At 38.4% G+C, this 20,102-nt stretch carries 17 protein-coding genes; 13 read left to right on the top strand and 4 right to left on the bottom strand.

What is annotated here, in order from left to right:
- Positions 1-341 precede the first annotated feature (341 nt).
- From ACFIJJ_RS03635 to ACFIJJ_RS03600, 8 genes are all read left to right on the top strand, one after another.
- Positions 342-497, top strand: coding sequence for a hypothetical protein (locus tag ACFIJJ_RS03635; protein ID WP_375645940.1), 156 nt, complete (start codon positions 342-344; stop codon positions 495-497).
- A gap of 367 nt (positions 498-864) precedes the next feature.
- A complete protein-coding gene (atpH, locus tag ACFIJJ_RS03630; protein WP_375645939.1) occupies positions 865-1,449 on the top strand; it encodes an ATP synthase F1 subunit delta in 585 nt (194 codons plus the stop codon).
- Positions 1,449-2,984, top strand: a complete 1,536-nt coding sequence (gene atpA, locus ACFIJJ_RS03625; RefSeq protein WP_375622533.1) for a F0F1 ATP synthase subunit alpha — start codon at positions 1,449-1,451, stop codon at positions 2,982-2,984. The genes atpH and atpA overlap by 1 nt, the downstream gene beginning before the upstream one ends.
- A gap of 20 nt (positions 2,985-3,004) precedes the next feature.
- Positions 3,005-3,916, top strand: a complete 912-nt coding sequence (locus ACFIJJ_RS03620) for a F0F1 ATP synthase subunit gamma (RefSeq protein WP_375622535.1) — start codon at positions 3,005-3,007, stop codon at positions 3,914-3,916.
- Positions 3,917-3,935: 19 nt separating this feature from the next.
- Complete coding sequence (gene atpD / locus ACFIJJ_RS03615) at positions 3,936-5,561, top strand: F0F1 ATP synthase subunit beta (RefSeq protein ID WP_375645938.1); 1,626 nt, start codon at positions 3,936-3,938, stop codon at positions 5,559-5,561.
- Positions 5,562-5,669: 108 nt separating this feature from the next.
- Positions 5,670-6,086 (top strand): ATP synthase F1 subunit epsilon, encoded by a 417-nt coding sequence (atpC, locus tag ACFIJJ_RS03610; RefSeq protein ID WP_375622539.1) that lies wholly within the window; start codon positions 5,670-5,672, stop codon positions 6,084-6,086.
- A 22-nt stretch (positions 6,087-6,108) separates the two neighbouring features.
- Positions 6,109-7,737, top strand: a complete 1,629-nt coding sequence (locus ACFIJJ_RS03605; protein ID WP_375622541.1) for an MFS transporter — start codon at positions 6,109-6,111, stop codon at positions 7,735-7,737.
- Positions 7,738-7,768: 31 nt separating this feature from the next.
- Positions 7,769-8,776, top strand: a complete 1,008-nt coding sequence (locus ACFIJJ_RS03600; RefSeq protein ID WP_375622543.1) for an HlyD family secretion protein — start codon at positions 7,769-7,771, stop codon at positions 8,774-8,776.
- Positions 8,777-9,802: 1,026 nt separating this feature from the next.
- On the opposite strand, the gene ACFIJJ_RS03595 is transcribed toward ACFIJJ_RS03600, so the two are convergent.
- The 3 genes from ACFIJJ_RS03595 to ACFIJJ_RS03585 all read right to left on the bottom strand — a co-directional run bounded on the left by ACFIJJ_RS03595 (position 9,803) and on the right by ACFIJJ_RS03585 (position 11,442).
- A complete protein-coding gene (locus tag ACFIJJ_RS03595; protein WP_375645937.1) occupies positions 9,803-9,925 on the bottom strand; it encodes a hypothetical protein in 123 nt (40 codons plus the stop codon).
- Between the two features lie 120 nt (positions 9,926-10,045).
- Positions 10,046-10,225: a hypothetical protein gene (locus ACFIJJ_RS03590; RefSeq protein WP_375622544.1), complete on the bottom strand. Its 180-nt coding sequence runs from the start codon at positions 10,223-10,225 to the stop codon at positions 10,046-10,048.
- A gap of 932 nt (positions 10,226-11,157) precedes the next feature.
- Positions 11,158-11,442, bottom strand: a complete 285-nt coding sequence (locus ACFIJJ_RS03585; RefSeq protein ID WP_375611728.1) for a hypothetical protein — start codon at positions 11,440-11,442, stop codon at positions 11,158-11,160.
- Between the two features lie 849 nt (positions 11,443-12,291).
- On the opposite strand from ACFIJJ_RS03585, the gene ispG reads away from it, so the two are divergent.
- The 4 genes from ispG (at position 12,292) to ACFIJJ_RS03565 (ending at position 16,599) form a co-directional block, all read left to right on the top strand.
- Positions 12,292-13,533: a flavodoxin-dependent (E)-4-hydroxy-3-methylbut-2-enyl-diphosphate synthase gene (ispG, locus tag ACFIJJ_RS03580; RefSeq protein ID WP_375645936.1), complete on the top strand. Its 1,242-nt coding sequence runs from the start codon at positions 12,292-12,294 to the stop codon at positions 13,531-13,533.
- 176 nt (positions 13,534-13,709) lie between these two features.
- Complete coding sequence (locus ACFIJJ_RS03575) at positions 13,710-13,922, top strand: hypothetical protein (protein ID WP_375645935.1); 213 nt, start codon at positions 13,710-13,712, stop codon at positions 13,920-13,922.
- Between the two features lie 115 nt (positions 13,923-14,037).
- Positions 14,038-15,189, top strand: a complete 1,152-nt coding sequence (locus ACFIJJ_RS03570; RefSeq protein ID WP_375645933.1) for an MFS transporter — start codon at positions 14,038-14,040, stop codon at positions 15,187-15,189.
- An 867-nt stretch (positions 15,190-16,056) separates the two neighbouring features.
- The gene (locus ACFIJJ_RS03565) at positions 16,057-16,599 is read left to right on the top strand and encodes a hypothetical protein (protein WP_375645932.1); all 543 of its coding nucleotides are present in this window, start codon (positions 16,057-16,059) and stop codon (positions 16,597-16,599) included.
- 1,724 nt (positions 16,600-18,323) lie between these two features.
- Here ACFIJJ_RS03565 and ACFIJJ_RS03560 read toward each other — a convergent pair.
- Positions 18,324-19,226 (bottom strand): polyprenyl synthetase family protein, encoded by a 903-nt coding sequence (locus ACFIJJ_RS03560; protein ID WP_375645931.1) that lies wholly within the window; start codon positions 19,224-19,226, stop codon positions 18,324-18,326.
- Positions 19,227-19,650: 424 nt separating this feature from the next.
- On the opposite strand from ACFIJJ_RS03560, the gene rpmF reads away from it, so the two are divergent.
- Entirely contained in the window at positions 19,651-19,830 is a 180-nt protein-coding gene (rpmF, locus tag ACFIJJ_RS03555; protein WP_005774555.1) for a 50S ribosomal protein L32, read from the top strand.
- Positions 19,831-20,102 lie beyond the last annotated feature (272 nt).

The following is a 20,102-nucleotide window of genomic DNA, read 5'->3' as shown; positions in this document are numbered from 1 at the left end:
GCAACATTGTTTATAAGGATAATTCATTGTTTTGTATGTTTAATGAGAATCCCGAATATCGTAAGATTCTCTCATTTCAAATCTTTTGATCAAAATCATTCCCTTGTACATAACAAGTGGGATGAACGTGGGGCGTGAAACTGTATGAGAAAGGACTAAAAATGTCTCTTATGAACCGTCTCTAGTTCCAAGGGCCTGCTGCACGCGCCTCCACGAGCTGGTAAAGTGTGTTATGGTGCGCTGGCTTGCGTTTTTATGGAGCGTAAAGATGGGGGACTCAATGGATTGACCATTATATCATTCATAATCCTATCATTCATAGGCGCCGTCGTGAAATAGGCTTGGGAGCATTAAGAAATGTTTCTTTAAAACAAGTCCGTGAGGCTGCAACCCAATGGCGCTCTGTTTTTCGTAAAGGACGGAACCTTATTAAAGAACGCGATAAACAAAAACCTGAGGTAATGCGCAGTCACTTTTCGCAAAAGCACTTATGGTGATAAGTGGGTGATCTTTAATGTTAAGGAAGAACCGTTTTTGGGGGGAGGAAAGAGCATTGGAAGCAAAATTAAAGAAAATTAAAGAGAGTGAAAAAAATCTCTCAGAGAATGTCAAAAAGAGGTATTTTAAAAACCTTGATGCCATCCTAGGGATCTAAAAAAATCCTTTTCAAAAATATTTTGAATATTTTATTTAAAATTTTTAAAAAGCAGCGATTTGTGGTGTTGCGAGTCGGTTATGTCTATGCTAGAAACCAAGTGATTTTTGTTCTAGGTTTTAAGAAGAAGATTCTTAAAATTAGGAGTGTCTGTTTCATTTCATCTGATAACTATCAGAGAATCGCTCAAGGGAAAGAGGCGGTATTTCGTGTCGGATTCATTTTCTCTCATACCGCTGCCGTTGGTAGATCAACGCTATGCGCAAGCGCTTTTTGATTGCGTTCAAGAAGCGGAAAACGTTGAAAAGGTTGAAAAGGCAGTGGAAAAATTTTTGCTTGTCTTGGAGCAAAATGAAGATTTAAAACGCTTTGTGCTCAGTCCATTCTTTTCAGTCAAAGAGCAAATGAAGGTGATGCAGTCTGTTTGTGAAAATATCAAATTTGCTGATAAAAACGCAGGACAGGTTATTGGTAATTTTTTACGCGTTATCGCAGCAAACCGTAGGCTTAGTGCCGTATTTGGTATTTTACATGCTTTTCAGCGTTGTGTTGCACGCGCTCGTAGCCAAGTTACAGCACAAATTGTTTCTGCGTGCCCCTTAAGTTCTCAACAAAGACAAGAGTTGTGTGAGGCTTTGGAAGGTGTCATTGGAGGAAAAGTCTTGCTACATATCATTGTGGATCCAACAATTCTTGGTGGATTAATCATTCGTGTGGGGGCGTCTCAAATTGATACGTCTCTTCTAACAAAATTGTCTTCGCTTAAGCTTGCATTGAAAAAAGAGGTCAGCTGATGGATATTAGACCATCTGAAATTTCCAAAATTCTAAAAGAGCAAATCAAAAACTTTGACCAAAAGGCTGAGGTTTCAGAAATTGGTTGGGTTCTCTCTGTTGGGGATGGTATCGCCCGCGTTTATGGTTTGGATAATGTCCAAGCAGGGGAAATGGTTGCTTTTCCAAATGATGTGCGCGGTATGGCTCTCAATTTGGAAGTTGATAATGTTGGTGTGGTCATTTTTGGCTCAGATCGCGATATTCGTGAAGGGGATTGTGTAAAGCGATTGGGCGCTATTGTGGATGTTCCTGTGGGACCCGCTTTGCTGGGGCGCGTGGTTGATGCTTTGGGAAATCCTATCGATGGTAAGGGACCTATTAAGGCAACAGAGCGTCGTCGTGTTGATGTTAAGGCGCCTGGGATTATTCCACGTCAGTCTGTCCATGAACCAATGTCAACGGGATTAAAAGCAATTGATGCACTCATCCCCATTGGACGCGGACAGCGTGAATTGGTGATTGGTGATCGCCAGACAGGAAAAACAGCAATTTTGCTCGATACATTTTTAAACCAAAAACCTTTTCATGAAAAAGGGGCGGGACGAGAGCAAGACAAAGTTTATTGTATTTATGTGGCTATCGGTCAAAAACGTTCGACGGTGGCACAGTTCGTTAAAGTTTTAGAAGAACGTGGAGCACTGGAATATTCTATTATCGTAGCGGCAACCGCTTCTGATCCAGCGCCATTGCAATTTATTGCGCCTCTTGCCGGATGTGCTATGGGTGAATATTTCCGTGATAATGGGCAACATGCTTTGATCGGTTATGATGACTTGTCAAAACAAGCGGTAGCTTATCGTCAAATGTCTCTTTTATTGCGTCGTCCGCCAGGTCGTGAGGCTTATCCGGGAGATGTTTTCTATCTTCATTCGCGTCTTTTAGAGCGCGCTGCGAAGTTGAATGCGGAAAATGGATCTGGGTCGTTGACAGCTTTGCCAGTTATTGAAACGCAAGCAAATGATGTTTCTGCCTATATTCCTACAAATGTGATTTCGATTACGGATGGGCAAATTTTTCTGGAAACTAATTTGTTTTATCAAGGAATTCGTCCTGCTGTAAATGTTGGTCTTTCTGTATCGCGTGTTGGTTCTGCTGCACAAATTAAAGCGATGAAGCAAGTTGCTGGCTCGATTAAGGGTGAATTGGCGCAATATCGTGAAATGGCAGCTTTTGCGCAGTTTGGTTCTGATTTGGATGCGTCAACCCAGCGTCTGTTGAATCGGGGTGCGCGCTTGACTGAGCTTTTAAAGCAACCGCAATTTTCTCCACTCAAAACAGAAGAACAGGTGGTGGTTATTTTCGCGGGTGTGAATGGCTATCTTGATTCTCTAGCGGTTTCTGATGTTGCGCGGTTTGAGCAGGGGCTTTTGGTGCTTTTGCGGAGTGATTATCAAGATCTCTTAAAGGCAATTGCTGAGCAAAAGCAGTTAACAGATGAGCTGAAAGATAAGTTGATGACGGTTCTTAACACTTATGCGAAAAATTTTTCATGATGAATTAATGGAATGCTTGAATGGCTTCACTAAAGGATCTTAGAGACCGTATCGCTTCGGTTAAAGCAACACAAAAGATCACCAAAGCTATGCAGATGGTTGCAGCAGCAAGGTTGCACCGTGCGCAAGAGGCGGCACAGTCTGCGCGTCCTTATGCGAAGAGGATGGCTGATATTTTGACCAGTGTTGCTGCTGATGTCGATGGTGTTGATGCGCCTGCTCTTATGCGTGGTACGGGGCGAGATGATGTGCATCTCTTGGTGGTGTGTACTGCTGAGCGCGGTTTGTGTGGTGCTTTTAATGTGCAAATCGCCCGTCGCGCACGTGAACAAATTAAAGCACTATTGGCAGCCGGTAAAATAGTGAAAATTATTACCGTGGGCAAAAAAGGTGCGGATATTTTATCGCGTGATTACAAAGGTTTGATGATTGATCACATCGATTTGCATGCTGTAAAACGAATTGGTTTTGCAGAGGCAGTAATGATTAGTCAACGGGTTGTCGATTTATTCAATGAAGGCGCTTTCGATGTTTGTACGCTGTTTTATTCTGAATTTGTTTCCGTAATTAATCAGCGTCCTACAGCTTTTGGCTTGATTCCAATGATTGCTCCAAAAACAGTTGTTGAGGCAATAGATGTTGTGGAGCAAACTGATCAGAGCAAAGATTCACAATCAATTGTTTATGAGTATGAACCTGATGCTGCTTCTCTTTTAGAGGCGCTTGTGCCACGCAATCTTTCGGTGCAGATTTTTCGCGCTTTGTTGGAAAATGTTGCTGGTGAAATGGGCGCAAAGATGACAGCTATGGACAATGCATCGCGCAATGCAGGTGAAATGATTAATAAATTGACGGTGGCTTATAATCGTCAGCGTCAGGCACAGATTACGACAGAATTGATCGAAATTATTGCAGGCGCTGAAGCGCTTTAAATGGAAAAGGTAAGGATTGATGGTAAAAGCAGTAACCTCAAGCAAAGGAACAGAAAAAGGTGAAAAAAAGAAACCAGCTGCTCGTTCCAGCGTGAAAAAAGCCGCTTCGAAATCTCAAGCGGATGTAAAGAGTGCGTCTGCGCCTGCGCGTAGTGCCGCTAAAGATACACCTGTAAAAAAAGATATATCCACAAAAAAAGAACAGCATGCAAAAGGCGCTGTTGGTGAGATCAAACAGGTTATTGGTGCTGTCGTTGATGTGCAATTTGAAGGCGCATTGCCAAATATTCTTAACGCTTTGGAAACAGAGAATTTAGGCAATCGCTTGGTTTTGGAAGTTGCGCAGCATTTGGGTGAAAATACTGTGCGTACGATTGCTATGGATACGACTGATGGTCTGATGCGGGGCCAAAAGGTCGTGGATACAGGAACACAAATTAGCGTTCCTGTAGGAGAAGCGACGTTGGGACGTATTATGAATGTGATTGGAGAGCCGGTCGATAATGTGGGACCAATCGCTTCAACAAAAACGCGTTCTATTCATCAAGAAGCGCCTGAATATGTTGAGCAATCGACTGTTTCGGAAATTCTCGTTACTGGTATTAAAGTCGTGGATTTGTTAGCCCCTTATTCTAAAGGGGGTAAAATTGGCTTGTTTGGTGGTGCTGGTGTTGGAAAAACCGTTCTCATTATGGAACTTATAAACAATATTGCAAAGGCACATGGTGGCTATTCTGTATTTGCTGGTGTGGGAGAACGTACACGTGAAGGAAATGATCTTTATTATGAAATGATCGAAAGCCGCGTGAATGTGAATCCAAAAGAGAATAATGGTTCAACGGAAGGGTCAAAGTGTGCCCTTGTTTACGGGCAAATGAATGAACCACCAGGAGCGCGTGCGCGTGTGGCTCTTTCAGGATTGACAATTGCAGAAAGTTTCCGTGATGAAGGACAAGATGTTCTGTTCTTTGTGGATAATATTTTCCGTTTCACGCAAGCAGGAGCTGAGGTGTCTGCTCTTTTAGGGCGTATTCCTTCTGCTGTGGGCTATCAGCCAACTTTGGCAACGGATATGGGGGCTTTGCAAGAACGTATTACCAGTACAAAAACAGGCTCTATTACTTCCGTTCAGGCAATTTATGTTCCGGCAGATGACTTGACGGATCCGGCGCCGGCAACATCTTTTGCCCATTTGGATGCAACAACTGTTCTTTCGCGCTCTATTGCTGAAAAGGGAATTTATCCGGCGGTTGATCCGCTTGACTCTTTCTCACGCATGTTGGATCCATTGATTGTGGGGGAAGAGCATTATACGGTGGCTTGTCAAGTGCAAACCATTTTACAACGTTATAGAGCGCTTCAGGATATTATTGCTATTCTTGGAATGGATGAACTTTCTGAAGATGACAAATTGCTGGTGGGGCGGGCGCGTAAAATTGAACGTTTCCTTTCGCAGCCTTTCCATGTTGCGGAAGCCTTTACTGGTTCTCCTGGAAAACTCGTTCCTTTGGAAGAGACAATCAAAGGCTTTAAGGGGCTTTGTGCTGGCGATTATGATGATTTGCCAGAAGCTGCTTTTTATATGGTTGGTTCGATTGATGAAGCACTTGAAAAAGGAAAGCGTCTCATGGCAGAGGCTTCTTAGTAAGAAGCTTCTTATTCAAGAAAAAACTGTCATGGGTATTTTTCGTTAACAAGGACGAGTTGTTGAAGAAAACAGAGAGTTCTTATATCGGGTATTGTGGAGACTTTTGTGGAAAACAATAGAGAAGAGCATTTTTTATTTGAGCTTGTATCGCCTGAAAAAATTGTGTTTTCAGAGCAGGTCGTGTCTGTTGTTCTTCCTTCAGCTTCAGGTTCTTTAACAGTTATGGCGCATCATGCGCCATTGGTGGCAAGTATTGTGTTGGGCAGTGTTCGTGTTCGCACCTCTTTGGGTGAGCAATTATTTGCTGTTTGCGGAGGCGTTGCAAATATTACCTTTTCAGGCTGCTCTTTGTTGGTAGAGCACGTTGTGGCTGTAGAGCATCTTTCTTTTGATGTATTAGAACAGCAGATTTTGCAGCTTCAAGCGACGTTAGAGGGGGGAGCAAGTGATGAGGACAATCATAAAATAGAGGCTTTTTTCCAGCAGTTGTCAGCTGATGGTGCTGTGTTGATAGAAGCGTAGCGAGTATACAGGAAAAGATGACATGAGCCGAAAAAAGAGTACGGTTGTGTCTGCTAAAAGGGGTGGAAAACCTTTTCCTCATCCTGGTCGTGTTTTTGCTGGACCTTTGCCAAAGTGCTTTGTTTATATTTTTGCTTCTCTTATTTTGCAATGGGCTTATGGTTTAGGGGCTAATATTGTTCAGTCTAACATTGTCCATCTTACGGGTGATTTTCATGCAACTTTGGCCGAGACGACATGGCTGGTAGCGGCCTATATGGCGCCAAATGTGAGTGTAGCGATTATGTTGATCAAAATCCGCTATCAATTTGGGCTGCGCGCTTTTGCTGAATTGTCAATTCTTGGCTTTGTTTTGGTTTGCGTGTTGCAGCTCTTTGTTACGGATTTGCGTTCTGCGTTGATTATTCGCTTTTTTGCTGGGATTGCTGCTGCTCCTTTGGCTTCACTTGCGCTGCTTTATATGATGGAGGCTTTTGCTCCAGCAAAGAAGTTTACTGTTGGTCTTAGTTTGAATTATATGAATGCGGCTTTAGCGGCACCTTTATCACGTTTGATTTCTCCTGATTTGCTGGAAAATGGTGGTTTTTCCAGTCTTTCCGCTCTGGAAATGGGGTTGGTTCTTATCAGCTTAGTTTGTATCTATACTTTGCCCCTAACGCCTGTTGTGCGTAGTAAGGTTATTCAAAAGTTAGATTGGATAAGCTATGGTTTGATTGCTCTTGGTCTTGGATTAAATGCTGTGATCATGTCTGTTGGCATATTGTATTGGTGGTATGAAGCACCATGGATTGGTTGGGGGCTCGCACTTGCTATTTTCTCGTTGGCTATTGCTATTATTATTGAGCTTAATAGAGAAAAACCGTTGATTGATCTCCGTTGGATTTTCAGTAAAGAAATGATCCAATCTGTTTTTATTTTATTGATCTTTCATGTTTTTTTATTGGAGCGGTCAAATTTGCCCGTAGGGTTTTTTAATCTTTTTGGTTTGCTCAATCGTGAGATGGCACCCATGTATCTTGCGGTGACATTAGGGGTTCTGTTAGGGGGGGCTGTTTGTGTCTTTTTTTTACGGGCGGGGCGTGAGGATTATTTTTATTTGTTGTCTTTGGGTTGTTTGGCGTTGGGAGCTTATTTAGATAGTCATGTAAACCATTTAACACGTCCACAAGATATGATGTTGAGCCAAGGGTTGGTGAGTTTTAGTTATGCACTTTTTTTGCCTCCTGCTCTTTTCAAAGGGTTTGTGATCGCTGGTGAGCGAGGACCGCGTTACGTTTTAAGTTTTATTGCTGTTTTTTTGTTAACGCAAGTGACAGGGGGATTGATGGGGTCGGCTTTTTTTGGCAGCCTTCAATTTTATTTTGCCCATAAGAACTTTGAGTCCTTAACACAAAATATTATTATTACTGATCCGCTTATTTCTGGTGAGATGCATACTTTATTTTCGCCTTCTTATGGTGTTTCTGTTCCCAATGGCTTGAGAAGTGAACAGGGTACTTCTATGTTGATAGAGAAATTTAAGTTAACAGCAAATATTTTTGCTTATGATGACGTTTTTCGGCTTTATTTTTATATTTCAATGGTTGTATTCGTTATTTTTCTTGCCACAATGATTGTTAAGTCATGCTCTTTGCGCGCATTAGAAAAGTAGAGTAATGTCATAGAAAGAGGGGTGCAAAAAAATGATAAAAACATTACGGTCAAAAGCTACGATTGTTGCATTCCTATCGGGTATTACAGGTGTTTTGCTGATTTTGTGGGCTTGGAGACTTCCTCCTTTTGTGAGTAATATTCAAATAACGGATAATGCTTCTATTAAGGGCAATGTTACTCTGGTTAGTTCACAGATCTCTGGGGTGATTGCACGGATTTATGTGCAAGATTATCAACGCGTTGAAAAGGGAATGCTGCTCTTTGAGCTCGATGATTCTCTTTTTCGCCAGCAGCTTGCACGGGCACAGGCTGTTCTCGATTCAAAAAAAGCAAAACTGGCAAGTATTGAATTACAAGCACAGCTTTTGCAGGGCGAAATTAATACAGCAGAGGTGGAATTGGCGCGTTCACGAGCATTTTCCAATGTTGTTCCAGATAGTAAAAAGTTAGGTTTTGGTGATGCGGCAAGTTCTGTTTCTCGTCCTCTTTCACAACTCTTGACAGCTCTCGAAACAAAACGCCAATTGCAAAAACAATTGGATCTTGAACGGCAAAGTTTACAGTCAGAAATTGCTGGAGCTAAGGTGAGTGTTGAGTTGGCAAAACTTAATCTCGATCATACAAAGATTTTATCTCCTCGAACAGGCTATATTGGATTAGTTGGAGCGCGGGTAGGGCAATATGTTATGCCGGGGACACAATTGGTCTCTGTTATTTCTGATGATATTTGGATTATTGCTAATTATAAGGAAACGCAACTTTCTCAGATGCGTGTGGGACAACCGGTTGTTTTTTCTGTTGATGCATTGAACAACAAAAAGTTAACAGGGCGTGTGGTTCGTTTTGCTCCTGCTACAGGCTCAGAGTTTTCATTGTTAAAGACGGATACGGCAATTGGTAATTTTATCAAAATTGCGCAACGTATTTCAGTACGGATTGCTTTAGATCCTGGGCAGGAAGGGATTGAAAAACTCATTCCTGGCATGTCCGTGGTTACTTATGTAGATACTTCGCAGCGAGTCGATTCTGGAGGATAAAATTTTGGGTTTTTTCAGTTTAATTTTTGCGTCATTTACTTATAGCAAGTGGTTGTTTACGTTAGAAGATTTCGTTTGGTTTGCTATACTACATCTTTTAAAGCTCTTAAGCTTCTTATACTTCTATACTATGGTGTAAAATAATGTTCCTTAGAATATTAAAGCGCATGCATCTTTACTCACTTCCATTTATTTTGAAATAACTCAGTAGGGGGGGATGGAGTATTGGAAGATTTGCCTGTCGTTTCTAGCAATATCATCTTTTGAGGTGTGGAAAGGAGGTTTTTCTTTTTATCTGAGTGTACTCTTTGTGTGATATTTGCAATGATGTGAGGCAGATCGTTGAAAAATCTATCTCTGATAAATGTGTTGTTATTATCAATGTGTATTGTGTGTATAATAATGATGCTAAGTTTGAAAACTGTCGCAATAATCAAGCTAAAAAACGCTTGTACATAATATTGTACTCCATGGGGACACACTATAGAGCGTATAAAATGTAGTTACCAGAGCAGATATAGCCGATGAAAGATGTGTAATGGTGTTATCTATTTGTCATTGTAAGGGACTAAATCGTTATCTATTTAGGTCAATATGCTTTCGTTTTCTGTTGCCATTTAAATACCATGATATTCATTGTGTGTTTTGATAATTTCTTGAAGAGTTCTTAAAGAACCATTTCTTTCAGTTTTATGCAGTTTGAGCACAATTTTTAAATTGTGCTCTGTTATAATTTTTATAATCAATTCTGATCAATCAGGCTAAAGACAATGCTGCCATGAATGTTTTTCTGATTTAGTCGTTTTCTTTTTGTTTTTCAGTTCCAAATATTTTACGAATATTCTCTTCTTGTATTTGCTGTAATTCTTAAAGTTTAGCTCCTCTTCTAGCTTCACTTTCGGTTTTCCGTTTTTTATCTCCAGCTTCCCATTTCATATTCGGCTTTTTTCTAACGTTCTATGGCAAATTCGTGATCAGCTATTCGTACGTTTTCACATTTTTTTGAAGTTTCTGATCATCCACATCTCATAGCCCATTCTTCGAATTATTTTTTATCTTTTTAAATTCTGCTACGCTGTAGGTTTTTTCGTAACCAGTAGAGACAAGAGCCGTGCAGAGTAGCCGTGTTGTGGTAATGACTTTGTTCATGATTTTGCTTCTTTTTTTCAGTTTAATGACTACAGAGTGGTGGGGTATAATCTTTGTGTCGTTTTCTAAATTCTTTCGCTTCACATTCTTCTTTTCCTTGTTGGGTTATTGCCGAGGCTTTCATTTGTATAACTCGTCTTCGTGAATTTGTAGGGCTGCGTAGTGCGTTTGAATGGGCTGAATTTGATCAGTATCTTTAAGACTTTTAAGTTGATCAATGAGCTGTTTTATAGTTTTTTGTTTTTCACACGCTTTTTGGTAAATAGCTTGTTCTATATTGTGTTTTGGCTTTTTGTTCATCAAAAATATCAATTGCTGCTTTTGATTTTGCGTTTTTTAATGGCTCTTTAGTATAAGAATTTTTCTTTCCTCTTTTCAGTATTTTTGCTGCTGCTGATACCTGTCAATGTTTGAAAGTGACTAAAATTAGAACGATGGAGGCCATGACTCTTTTGCTTTTTGAATGTTCTTTGAAGAGCTGCGGATGTTTTATTTAAGAAACCATGTCGTTTTTTTATTTCAGAGAGTGGATTTTTAAAATGTGCAAGCTGTTATTTTTATTGTTTAATTTGTTCTATATTTCGGCAAAATGAGTTGGAAAAAAATAGAAAAATTATTGCAAATGCGCTCGTGTGAAATTCAAAGGAAAATGCAATGATTGTTGTTGAGAAACATTTCTTTTGTCTAAAGGCATTTTTTATAAAAAGTACCTGGTAGTGAAAAGAGTGTGGGTTTTCAATATCAAAATATCCTTCCCTTTCCTCAATTAAAATGACAATCGAGGGCGTATAGAGTAAAAGTGTAAGCTTTTCCAGTATTAATTCGTTATTTTTAGTCTATATACGCAATGAAGTTTTGAGAAGTCTGGGAAATTGGGGGAAGTTTTGGATTGAATATTTGAGTTGTTATCTTATTGTCCCGTGAATATCTCTATTTGAGATGTGGTATCAGGCGTCTTTTTGATGCGTTAAGTGTATGTGTGGGGAGCACATTCGTTGTAGGGCTTGTTTGTTGCCTTTAGAAATGTTTTCCTTTGAGGGGTGGTGATGTGAATCGCATGTGTGGACAGGTTTCCGATAGACAAAAGCTGGATTATAGTCTGGTCGGATGGGAAATTTATCCTTTTGGGAGAGGGCGTAAAGTTAGGAGAAAGACGTAAAGTTGATATTTTGTAAACCATAAAATGCCCGTTTTGAGGCGGGCATTAAAAGGGAAGGTTATTGGTTGTGTTATTAATTTTTACGGATCAGTAAGAAGCTTACTAAAACGACTCCTGCTGCTAATGCGAGGGTTTTTTTAGGATTTTCTTTCGCTTTTTTCTTTAATTCTGTAGCATGTTCGTTGAGGTGATAAAGTGCGTGACGGCCTTTTTGTTTCCATGTGTTAAACAGCTCAGAAATGTTTTCAAAGCTATCATTTTGAAAACTCCAATGATTTACGGGGACCAGCTCTCTTTTTAATTGTGCTATACGTTTTTTAATTTTAGCATTTTTTCTATGGGGTGAAAATAGACACATTTATTGACTCCTTCATGTGTTAAATTGTTGCGTGACAGTTGGAATTGTGTTTGGGGTTTTGCTATAACGGCTTGAAAATTGAAAGGTTGCATTGATAATACCGCGCGTGGGTGAGATGAGAATTAAGAGTTTGAGTTTAATGAGGCATTTTTTAATGTGTCCGAGTTCATTTCGTGATGGTGTTTGTTAAGGATGTAAGGTAAAATTTTTTACAAAATGGTGTAAGATTCATTCATAAAGATGGTGGGCGATGTCTTCATTTTTTTGTTTGTTTAAAGTGTTGGGATAGCTTTTGGCACTTGAAATAGTTTATAAGGAGTTTTTATCTACATATTCTCTTGTGGCTGTAGGGAGTGGTATTGATTGATTCAATTAAGAAGATTTAAAATGAGGAAATCTTACGATATTTGGGTTTAGCATTCAAATTTGTAAAAAATAGATTATTATAAATCAATATGTTGGATTAATTTGGCGATGTCTTTCATGCATTTTAAAAATGGTGTTTTGTTAGGCGTTATCTGTTGTGTTGTAAAACACTGTTTTGTGATGACGTTGATGTAAGGTATCGGCATGCAACTAAAAATACAGTATTGTCTCTGTTTGGTTTCAGTTTCTTTTTGAATCAACCAAGTGTAGAAGTATAAACTTGAACAGAAGTAGTAGAACTTATCCGGTGCGTCTATAGAATGAATCCACCTATGAGTTGAATTGCATCAGTGTTAGTAGGTAGAACCTTTTGAGAGCAATCTGTTAAGATTGGTGGGCGGTGTAATTTTCGTCCTTTGAAGCGCGGAGGAAGTCAATGTAAGTAATAATTGATAGCGCAGGTTTTAAAAATTTGAGGAATTGATGAGTACGACCTATTTTTTATCTAAACCACTTGAGCGTCGTCGATCTGTTGGTGTTACTGTTGGTGATGTGATCATTGGGGGGCAGAGCCCGATAGTTGTACAGTCAATGACCAATACAGATACCGCTGATGTTGATGCAACTGTTGCTCAAGTAGCTGCTCTTTGGCAAGCTGGTTCACAATTGGTTCGAATTACTGTTGATCGCGATGAAGCGGCGGCTGCTGTACCAAAAATACGGGAGCGATTGGAGAGGTTAGGATTTTTTGTACCATTGGTTGGGGATTTTCATTATATTGGTCATAAGCTTTTATCTGAGCATCCTGCGTGTGCTGAGGCGCTTGCAAAATATCGCATCAATCCTGGAAATGTTGGTTTTGGCGCAAAAAAAGATCGTCAATTTGCAGAAATTATTGAGATTGCTTGTCGGTATCATAAACCTATTCGCATTGGCGTGAATTGGGGCTCTCTTGATAATGCATTGTTAACACGGCTTATGGATGAAAATGCACAGCAAGAAAATCCTTTATCGGTTGCTGAAGTGATGCGGGAAACTGTTGTGCAGTCGGCTTTGCTTTCGGCCGCTTTAGCAGAAGAGTTAGGGTTGGGACGTGATAAAATTATTCTTTCTGCTAAAGTAAGTGATGTCCAAGATCTTATTGCTGTTTATACCACCTTGGCGGCACGTTGTGATTATGCTCTTCATTTGGGATTAACGGAAGCTGGGATGGGAACAAAGGGCGTTGTTGCTTCTTCGGTGGCTTTGGGTATTTTATTACAGCAAGGGATTGGCGATACGATACGAATTTCCTTAACACCAAAACCTGGTGGTGATCGGACACGAGAAGTAAAGGTGGGGCAAGAACTTTTGCAAGTGATGGGGTTTCGGCAATTTTTGCCTGTGGTTGCGGCTTGTCCTGGTTGTGGGCGCACAACCTCAACGGTCTTTCAACAATTGGCGCAAAAAATTGAAGCAGATTTATACAAAAATATGCCTATTTGGCGTGAAAAATACCCTGGCGTTGAAAGCTTGAAGGTTGCTGTGATGGGATGTATCGTCAATGGACCGGGGGAGTCAAAGCATGCGGATATTGGAATCTCTTTGCCTGGAATGGGGGAAAGTCCTGCGGCACCTGTTTTCATTGAGGGACAAAAGGTAAAAACTTTGCGGGGTGATCACATTGCTGAAGAATTTGAAGCGCTTTTGAGTGATTATATTCATACACGCTTTGGGCAAGGTTGAGGTAAAAATCGCATAAGGCTGAAGTAAAAATGGTGTGTCGTTTTTTTTAAAACAAGCTGTCTTCAATGTGAAGAGGGTGCTGTTGTATGCTGCTTTAGCTATGGTCAATACTGTTGTTGGTTGCTTATTATTTTAGGTAAAACCAGATGATATGCCTGTTTTAGAATCAGAAGCTTATGAAGGATATTAATGAGTTTGAGTGTGTTAAGACTATTAAGCAAAACGATATGAATACTTTAAATAGATCCGTAAATGTTGTTGCTGGTTTTTTGGCTGCTCTTGAGACAGTAAAGTATTTAGCGGATTTTGACAAATATCAAATTATAGAAAAAACATTGTTTATTGCTTTTTCAGGCTTTTTCCCAGTATTTTTTGGGGTATCAAATTGATAGGATTGGAGATCTTTATAGCGGTTATAGCCCTATTTGTCGTAAAATGTAAGCTTTTATATTGATATAAAATGATGTATACGGGGACCTTTTTTTGGCGTTATTGGGGGAATGCATGACAAGTATATTAGCATTCGGGTTTTTATTTAATGGTATAAGGATTTTAACAGGCGCCTTTATTGTTTTTTATATGCTTGAAAAAGGCTTAACGCTTATTGATATAGGTGTCATTAAGTCATTTCAGGCTTTTATTATGATGGTTACCGATATTCCTCTGGGATATTTTGCTGATCGAAAAAGTTATAAAATATCGATCGTTTTGGCAGCTGCTTTTGCTGCTACATGGCTCTTTCTCATGGGATTTTCTACAAGCTTTTATGGTTTTCTTTTGGCAGAAACTTTTAATGCCTTATCGCTAACATTAATTGCTGGAGCCTATAATGCTTTACTTGTTCAATATGCAAAAGCAAAAGTGACATCCACTAAAAAAGTGCTTGGTTCCAGCTCTCAATATAATTACATCGGCATGTTTATATTCAGTTTAATCGGGGCATATTTTGCTGATTATTCTAGCCAATATATATGGTATATCGCGGCGTTTTTAATGTTGATGACAACACTATTTGGTTTGTTTTTTCTTGATAACTTGAAGGGGGAGAAAAAACCAAATAAAGCGAATTCTCTCATTTGTGAAGCTAAGGAGATGTTGTCTATTTTTATTAAAGTTCCTTATATCTCTTTATGCTTTTATTTTTCATTGATTTTTTTCAATATATTCTCGCAGTATTGGCAGTGGATATTTAAAGATCATAATATTAATGTCACTTATTTTGATCTTGGTGTGACATTTTCATTGATATTGCTCTCTCAGCTATTGGCTAGTTTTCTCTTTACAAAACTAAGTGAAAGAGTGAATTTTATTTTACTGTTGTTTCTTTCGGTTTTACTGATTTCTACAGTCGCTTTCTTTGAACCAAGAAAAGAAATGGCTGTCATTTTAGTCTGTATGATTTTTTATCTCATTAAGTATACATATCTTCGTGTAGAAGTTATCTTGCACGATAGTATTAGTGATCATTTCAGGGCTACATATGAATCTTTCTTGTCAACCGTTGGGAGATTTAGCTTATTGGTATTTTTTTACATGAGTGCGTATATGGTCAATATATTTGGCTTTTTCTCACTCGTTTATATTTTTGCTATTTATTTATTGATTTACTTGTTGGCGGTATTTTTTTTAGAAGGAACTCTCAAAAAAGTTCAGTGAAAATATTAACTTATTACGATACGTATTTTATAGGGTTTCATAGTGGGGCAAGGCTTTTATTTATTAAGGCGCATCGTTGTTTTTGCATGTTGAATGAGAAAGCTGAATAGTGTCAGTTACTCTTATTTAAAATCTATGTATGTTGAAGCAATCAAAGTCATCCGCTTGTCGTTATAAGTGGGCTTGGCATAATAATCGTTAAAAGGGAAATAAAAATGCTGCTCATGAATATTGCGCCAAGAGTTGCTGATAAGATTGGACGCTGATAAAGAAAATGATTGTGCTGGATTATATGCTTATTAAGGAATGGTGATGGAGCAGTTTTCCCATTTTCATTGGTTCCTTGCTGGTAACACTTTATCTCATTAGAGCTAATTTAAGCAGTCGGACAATTTATAGCCTGTCCTCATAAGAATTCCCTTATGATCGATTTTGATATTTTGATGATCTATTTTATTGTTGATATATTTAACGCGTTTTATTGCTGTTTTCTTTAAAATATCAATCATCTTGTTGAGATATTTTCTTACATCTTTCATTCTCATTATGGCTCATTTTTGAGTGTTCTCTCTTGATTGTGGCGTTAGCTCTGTATTTTCTGATGTTAGAAAATACTCTTAATCCAGATAGTAAACTTATCTATGGAAACTTTGAATGATAGCCCCCTCTTTGAGAGGGAATAAAACCAAGTACAGAAATATTGTTGAGTACAATTTGCTACAAATAAGCCACAAGAAAACAGCATATATTGATATATTTGATAGGAATCTGTTAAGCCGTACAAATTGTAGTTATTAAAAGGTAAAGCGGTGAAATCGTTATCCATAACGCATATTGTAACATTTATAACTCTTTTTTTTTGTATCTGTGTTGTTGGGATGTACGCGCGTAGATAGTCTAGAACAGTACGATAGACTTTACGAAAAATATATCAGTGAAAATTACGGCGCTTTTGAACATTTTCAAAAGCATGAACAAGCAAAAAAATTTGTATACAGCCATGGCTATCAGAATATCGTACCAAAGTTTGACATTATACGGCATCGTCACATACTGATTGTTTTATGTGGACGTTTTGTTAATTTATTACGCGGTGATTATAATGAGGAGATGTCATGGGCAATGCTACCCAATGTCATAAGCAGTTTGCGTAATGACTATAATTGGAGAGAAAGCGATTTTATTTGGGCTTATAATATGTCTATGAATGCTACCGACCCCATGATTGATTATGCGAAAAAATTTCTTAATTCTTCAAGTGAAAATGGCATGAGTTTCAAAACACAAATTATTGACCTTGTGTCTAGTATGAGAGCTGGTCATGATGACAATACTAAACAAATAGCGCGTTTTTGTATAGAGCTAAACACGATATATGACATGATGAAACCAAGAAGAATTTACAAATGACATTGAATGGGTAGTGAGAAAAATTCTCTCGAAGGATATTCAATGGCTATAATAGTCTTAATAATCGCGGCATTTTCTTATCCATGTTGCATGTTTGTTCATTATGGCTTCAAAAGGTGGATATATTTTCCAGCTTTTACAACAGGCATAGGTTCACTTACAATGATGCTTTTCATCTTAATAAGAAAATTGCACTTAAAGGAGGAAATTTGCACTTGGATTGAAAAAACTACTTATCACAAATTAGATTGCGCTATTATATATAATAATAAGGACTTTTTTTATCTTTCTGTTGCAATGGTCATTCTTTGTTTAATCTTATCAATTCTCTTTTTATGTGATGAATTGAATAAACGAGATAAAGAGCGTGATGAATTAAAGTTGTACAGTGACCATGATTATTATTAAATTGAAGTTATTACACACTTTTGTAAATAAAAATGTTTCTACTTTTGAAGGAACGTGCCGACACAATCATTCACTTTGCTAGCTCCTAATGTTGCGGACAGCCTTTGGCTTTTAAGACGGTTCATAAGAGGCATTTTTAGTCTTTTCTTTGATGTTTTGCCCCACGCGGCTTTTCCCGCTTGTGAGGTGCAAGCAAGTGATTTTGATTGATTTAACATACACAGATTTGAAATGAGAGAATCTTATGATATTCAGGGTTCTTATTCAAGTTGAACAACCACGAATTATCATTATAAATCAATGTGTTATATCTTTCTTGCTAAGAAAAGAGAGATCGGTAATAATACTGCTTTGGTTTTTCGTTCTATTGAAATTAGTGGTTTTATTTATCCTGTTATGCCGTAACATACTGTCATTTGAGGGGTGGTGAAGGTAGCCTGTTTGATACATTAAGTATTTTAAGAAGTGCATGGTGAATATTCTTAAGTCTGTTTATCGCGTCTTTAGTTTAAGTGAATCGCATGCGTGGAAAACGAGAGAAACCTACTCGGTAGGACACTAGACTGTTTACAGAGTAGATTAGGTTAAAAGACTTTGTTCTTTGAGGGTGGCATAAAAATCAAAATAGCCATTATGTTCATTTTTTTCTGATATTTTAAATACGAGCTTCAAAAAAATGATGCTTAAACTAAACAACGAGAACTTTTGTAAAAGTGTTTTTAGAGAGCAAGCAATACACGAGTGAATTTACAGAATGTAACCATATTTGATCTTTTACAACAAGATAGCGTGGAAAGGCATAAAAATTACGACTCTCTACTGAGGGCATCGTACTCCTAGGGTTGGCAATAAACAACAGATGACTTTGATAAGGCTACAAAGCCAATCGGCATTTTTATTGTTTTTTGCGGGTTTATAAAATGCCCTGTTTTATACTTATCCTGTTTATTTTTTGCCTTATCGTTAGAAGATTAAAGACATAAAGGAGAAAATGAGTTTTCCTCTTTCCGGTTGTTTTTTATTCGGCTTTAAAGCATCCACTGTAATATCTTTTAAAACATGGTGATTACGCATTTTCACATTTTGTTTCTTTCAGTCTTTAATGGAAGGCATTTTTTATGCAAAATAGGATACCCAGAATGCATTTGTGTTATAAATTCACACGCCTTGTTTTAATGAAATTCCTCTCAAGATTTGTCGTACCCATTTCATGATAAGGACTATAATGGAGATTAATGGTAATGTTTCTTTAAAAAGTCTATTATGCATTCAATAAATATGACGGTGTACACTATGTACAATAGGGCGGATGAAGTTTAATTTTTGCGTATTGCACTAAAGTGTGCTGCTTGTTGGAGGGGGAGTGCTTTAGCGCCAAAAGGATGTAAGAATGCTTCTGCTTTACTGATGAGTGTATCTCGCTTTTTTTGGGTTTCTTTAATGCCGTAAAGGTGAACAAAAGTGGCTTTTTGTGCCGTTTCATCTTTCCCAGCCGTTTTTCCTAGGGTTTGCGTGTTGGCGGTGACATCAAGAAGGTCATCGGTTAATTGAAAGGCTAAACCAAGATAGGTCCCAAAATCAGTAAGTTTTTCAGTTAATTCTTTAGATGCATTGCCAATGATGGCACCTGCTTGGCAAGCAAAGCTTATCAGGGCTGCTGTTTTCATGTGTTGTAGAGTGATGATGTCAGTACTTTCTTGCGGTCTTTTTTCAGCTTCAAGGTCCAGCATTTGTCCACCTAACATACCGCCAAGTCCTGCCGATTGTGCAAGAGACGTGATCAGCTTGATTCTAATATCTGTAGATAAAATACTAGCTTTATGAGCAATGATTTCAAAGGCAAATGTTAAGAGGGCATTGCCTGCTAGAATTGCTGTTGCTTCATCAAATGCTACATGGACAGTGGGTTTTCCACGCCGGAGTATATCGTTATCCATAGCGGGAAGATCATCATGAATGAGCGAATAACAATGGATACATTCTAAGGCACACGCAACATCAAGAGAATGTTCTACAGGGACATCAAAAAGTGCAGCACTTTGAATTACAAGAAAAGGACGCAAGCGTTTTCCACCGTTCAGCACACCATAGCGCATGGCTTTGATTAAATTTTTAGGGCGTGAAATTTCACCATTTTGGATTTGATCACTTAACAGGGTATCAAGCCGCTTTTCAACGGTATGTCCATGTTTTGCAAGAAGGGTGGTAAATTCGTGCATTCTTGCTTCCTTTGTTTTTACAAAAATGAAATTATGAAGTTTAAAGAGAAAGGTTGTTGCTTTTTCTTGTTTTCATAAATTGGCGTCGTTTTTTATTAAAAATCAACTTCTCTTTTTATCTGTATCTCTACTGTATGCGCAAATCCCTTTTTAAACCAAATAAAAATTGAATGAAGGGCTTATAAAAAAGCTTTCATTGGTGTATAAAATTCTTAAATTTTGCAGTGTTTTTGATATTCATTTGATTATTGTGACACCATTTTTGATAACAGGAAGGTCATTTTTGGTAAGAGGAGGATCATTTTGACATTGCCTCTTCTTTTTTATCAGTGTATAATATACTCAAATTTTATGGTGTTTTAAATGAAGCATTGTCATTTTTGACATTGCTTTTTCTGTTTTAATGGATTTGGAGTGTCTTTTTATGGCTGTACCTAAACGAAAAACCTCTCCAGCGAAGAGGGGCATGCGCCGTTCGGCTGATGCTCTGAAGGCGCCGACTTATATCGAAGATAAAAATTCTGGTGAATTACGTCGTCCTCATCACATTGATTTGAAAACGGGAATGTATCGTGGACGTTCTGTTTTAGTGGTTAAAGACTGAGCGTTTTCTTTCTTTTCCAGTGGTGAACTTCTTTTATTTCATCGATCAATGCACGCTTGGGGCGTGCATTTTCGCTTTAAGATGAATGTTGAGGTTCCCTTGCATCGTCTTCTATCGATGTGGAACAGGGAATGTATCGTGGACGTTCTGTTTTAGTGGTTAAAACTTTAGCGTTTTCTTTCTTTTCCAGAGGTCAACTTCTTTTATTTCATCGATCAATGCACGCTTGGGGCGTGCATTTTCGCTTTAAGATGAATGTTGAGGTTCCCTTG

The sequence above is a fragment of the Bartonella sp. TT29SHDZB genome (assembly GCF_042193395.1).
Taxonomy (GTDB): Bacteria; Pseudomonadota; Alphaproteobacteria; order Rhizobiales; family Rhizobiaceae; genus Bartonella.
This window is presented reverse-complemented; position numbering and strand designations above follow the sequence as displayed.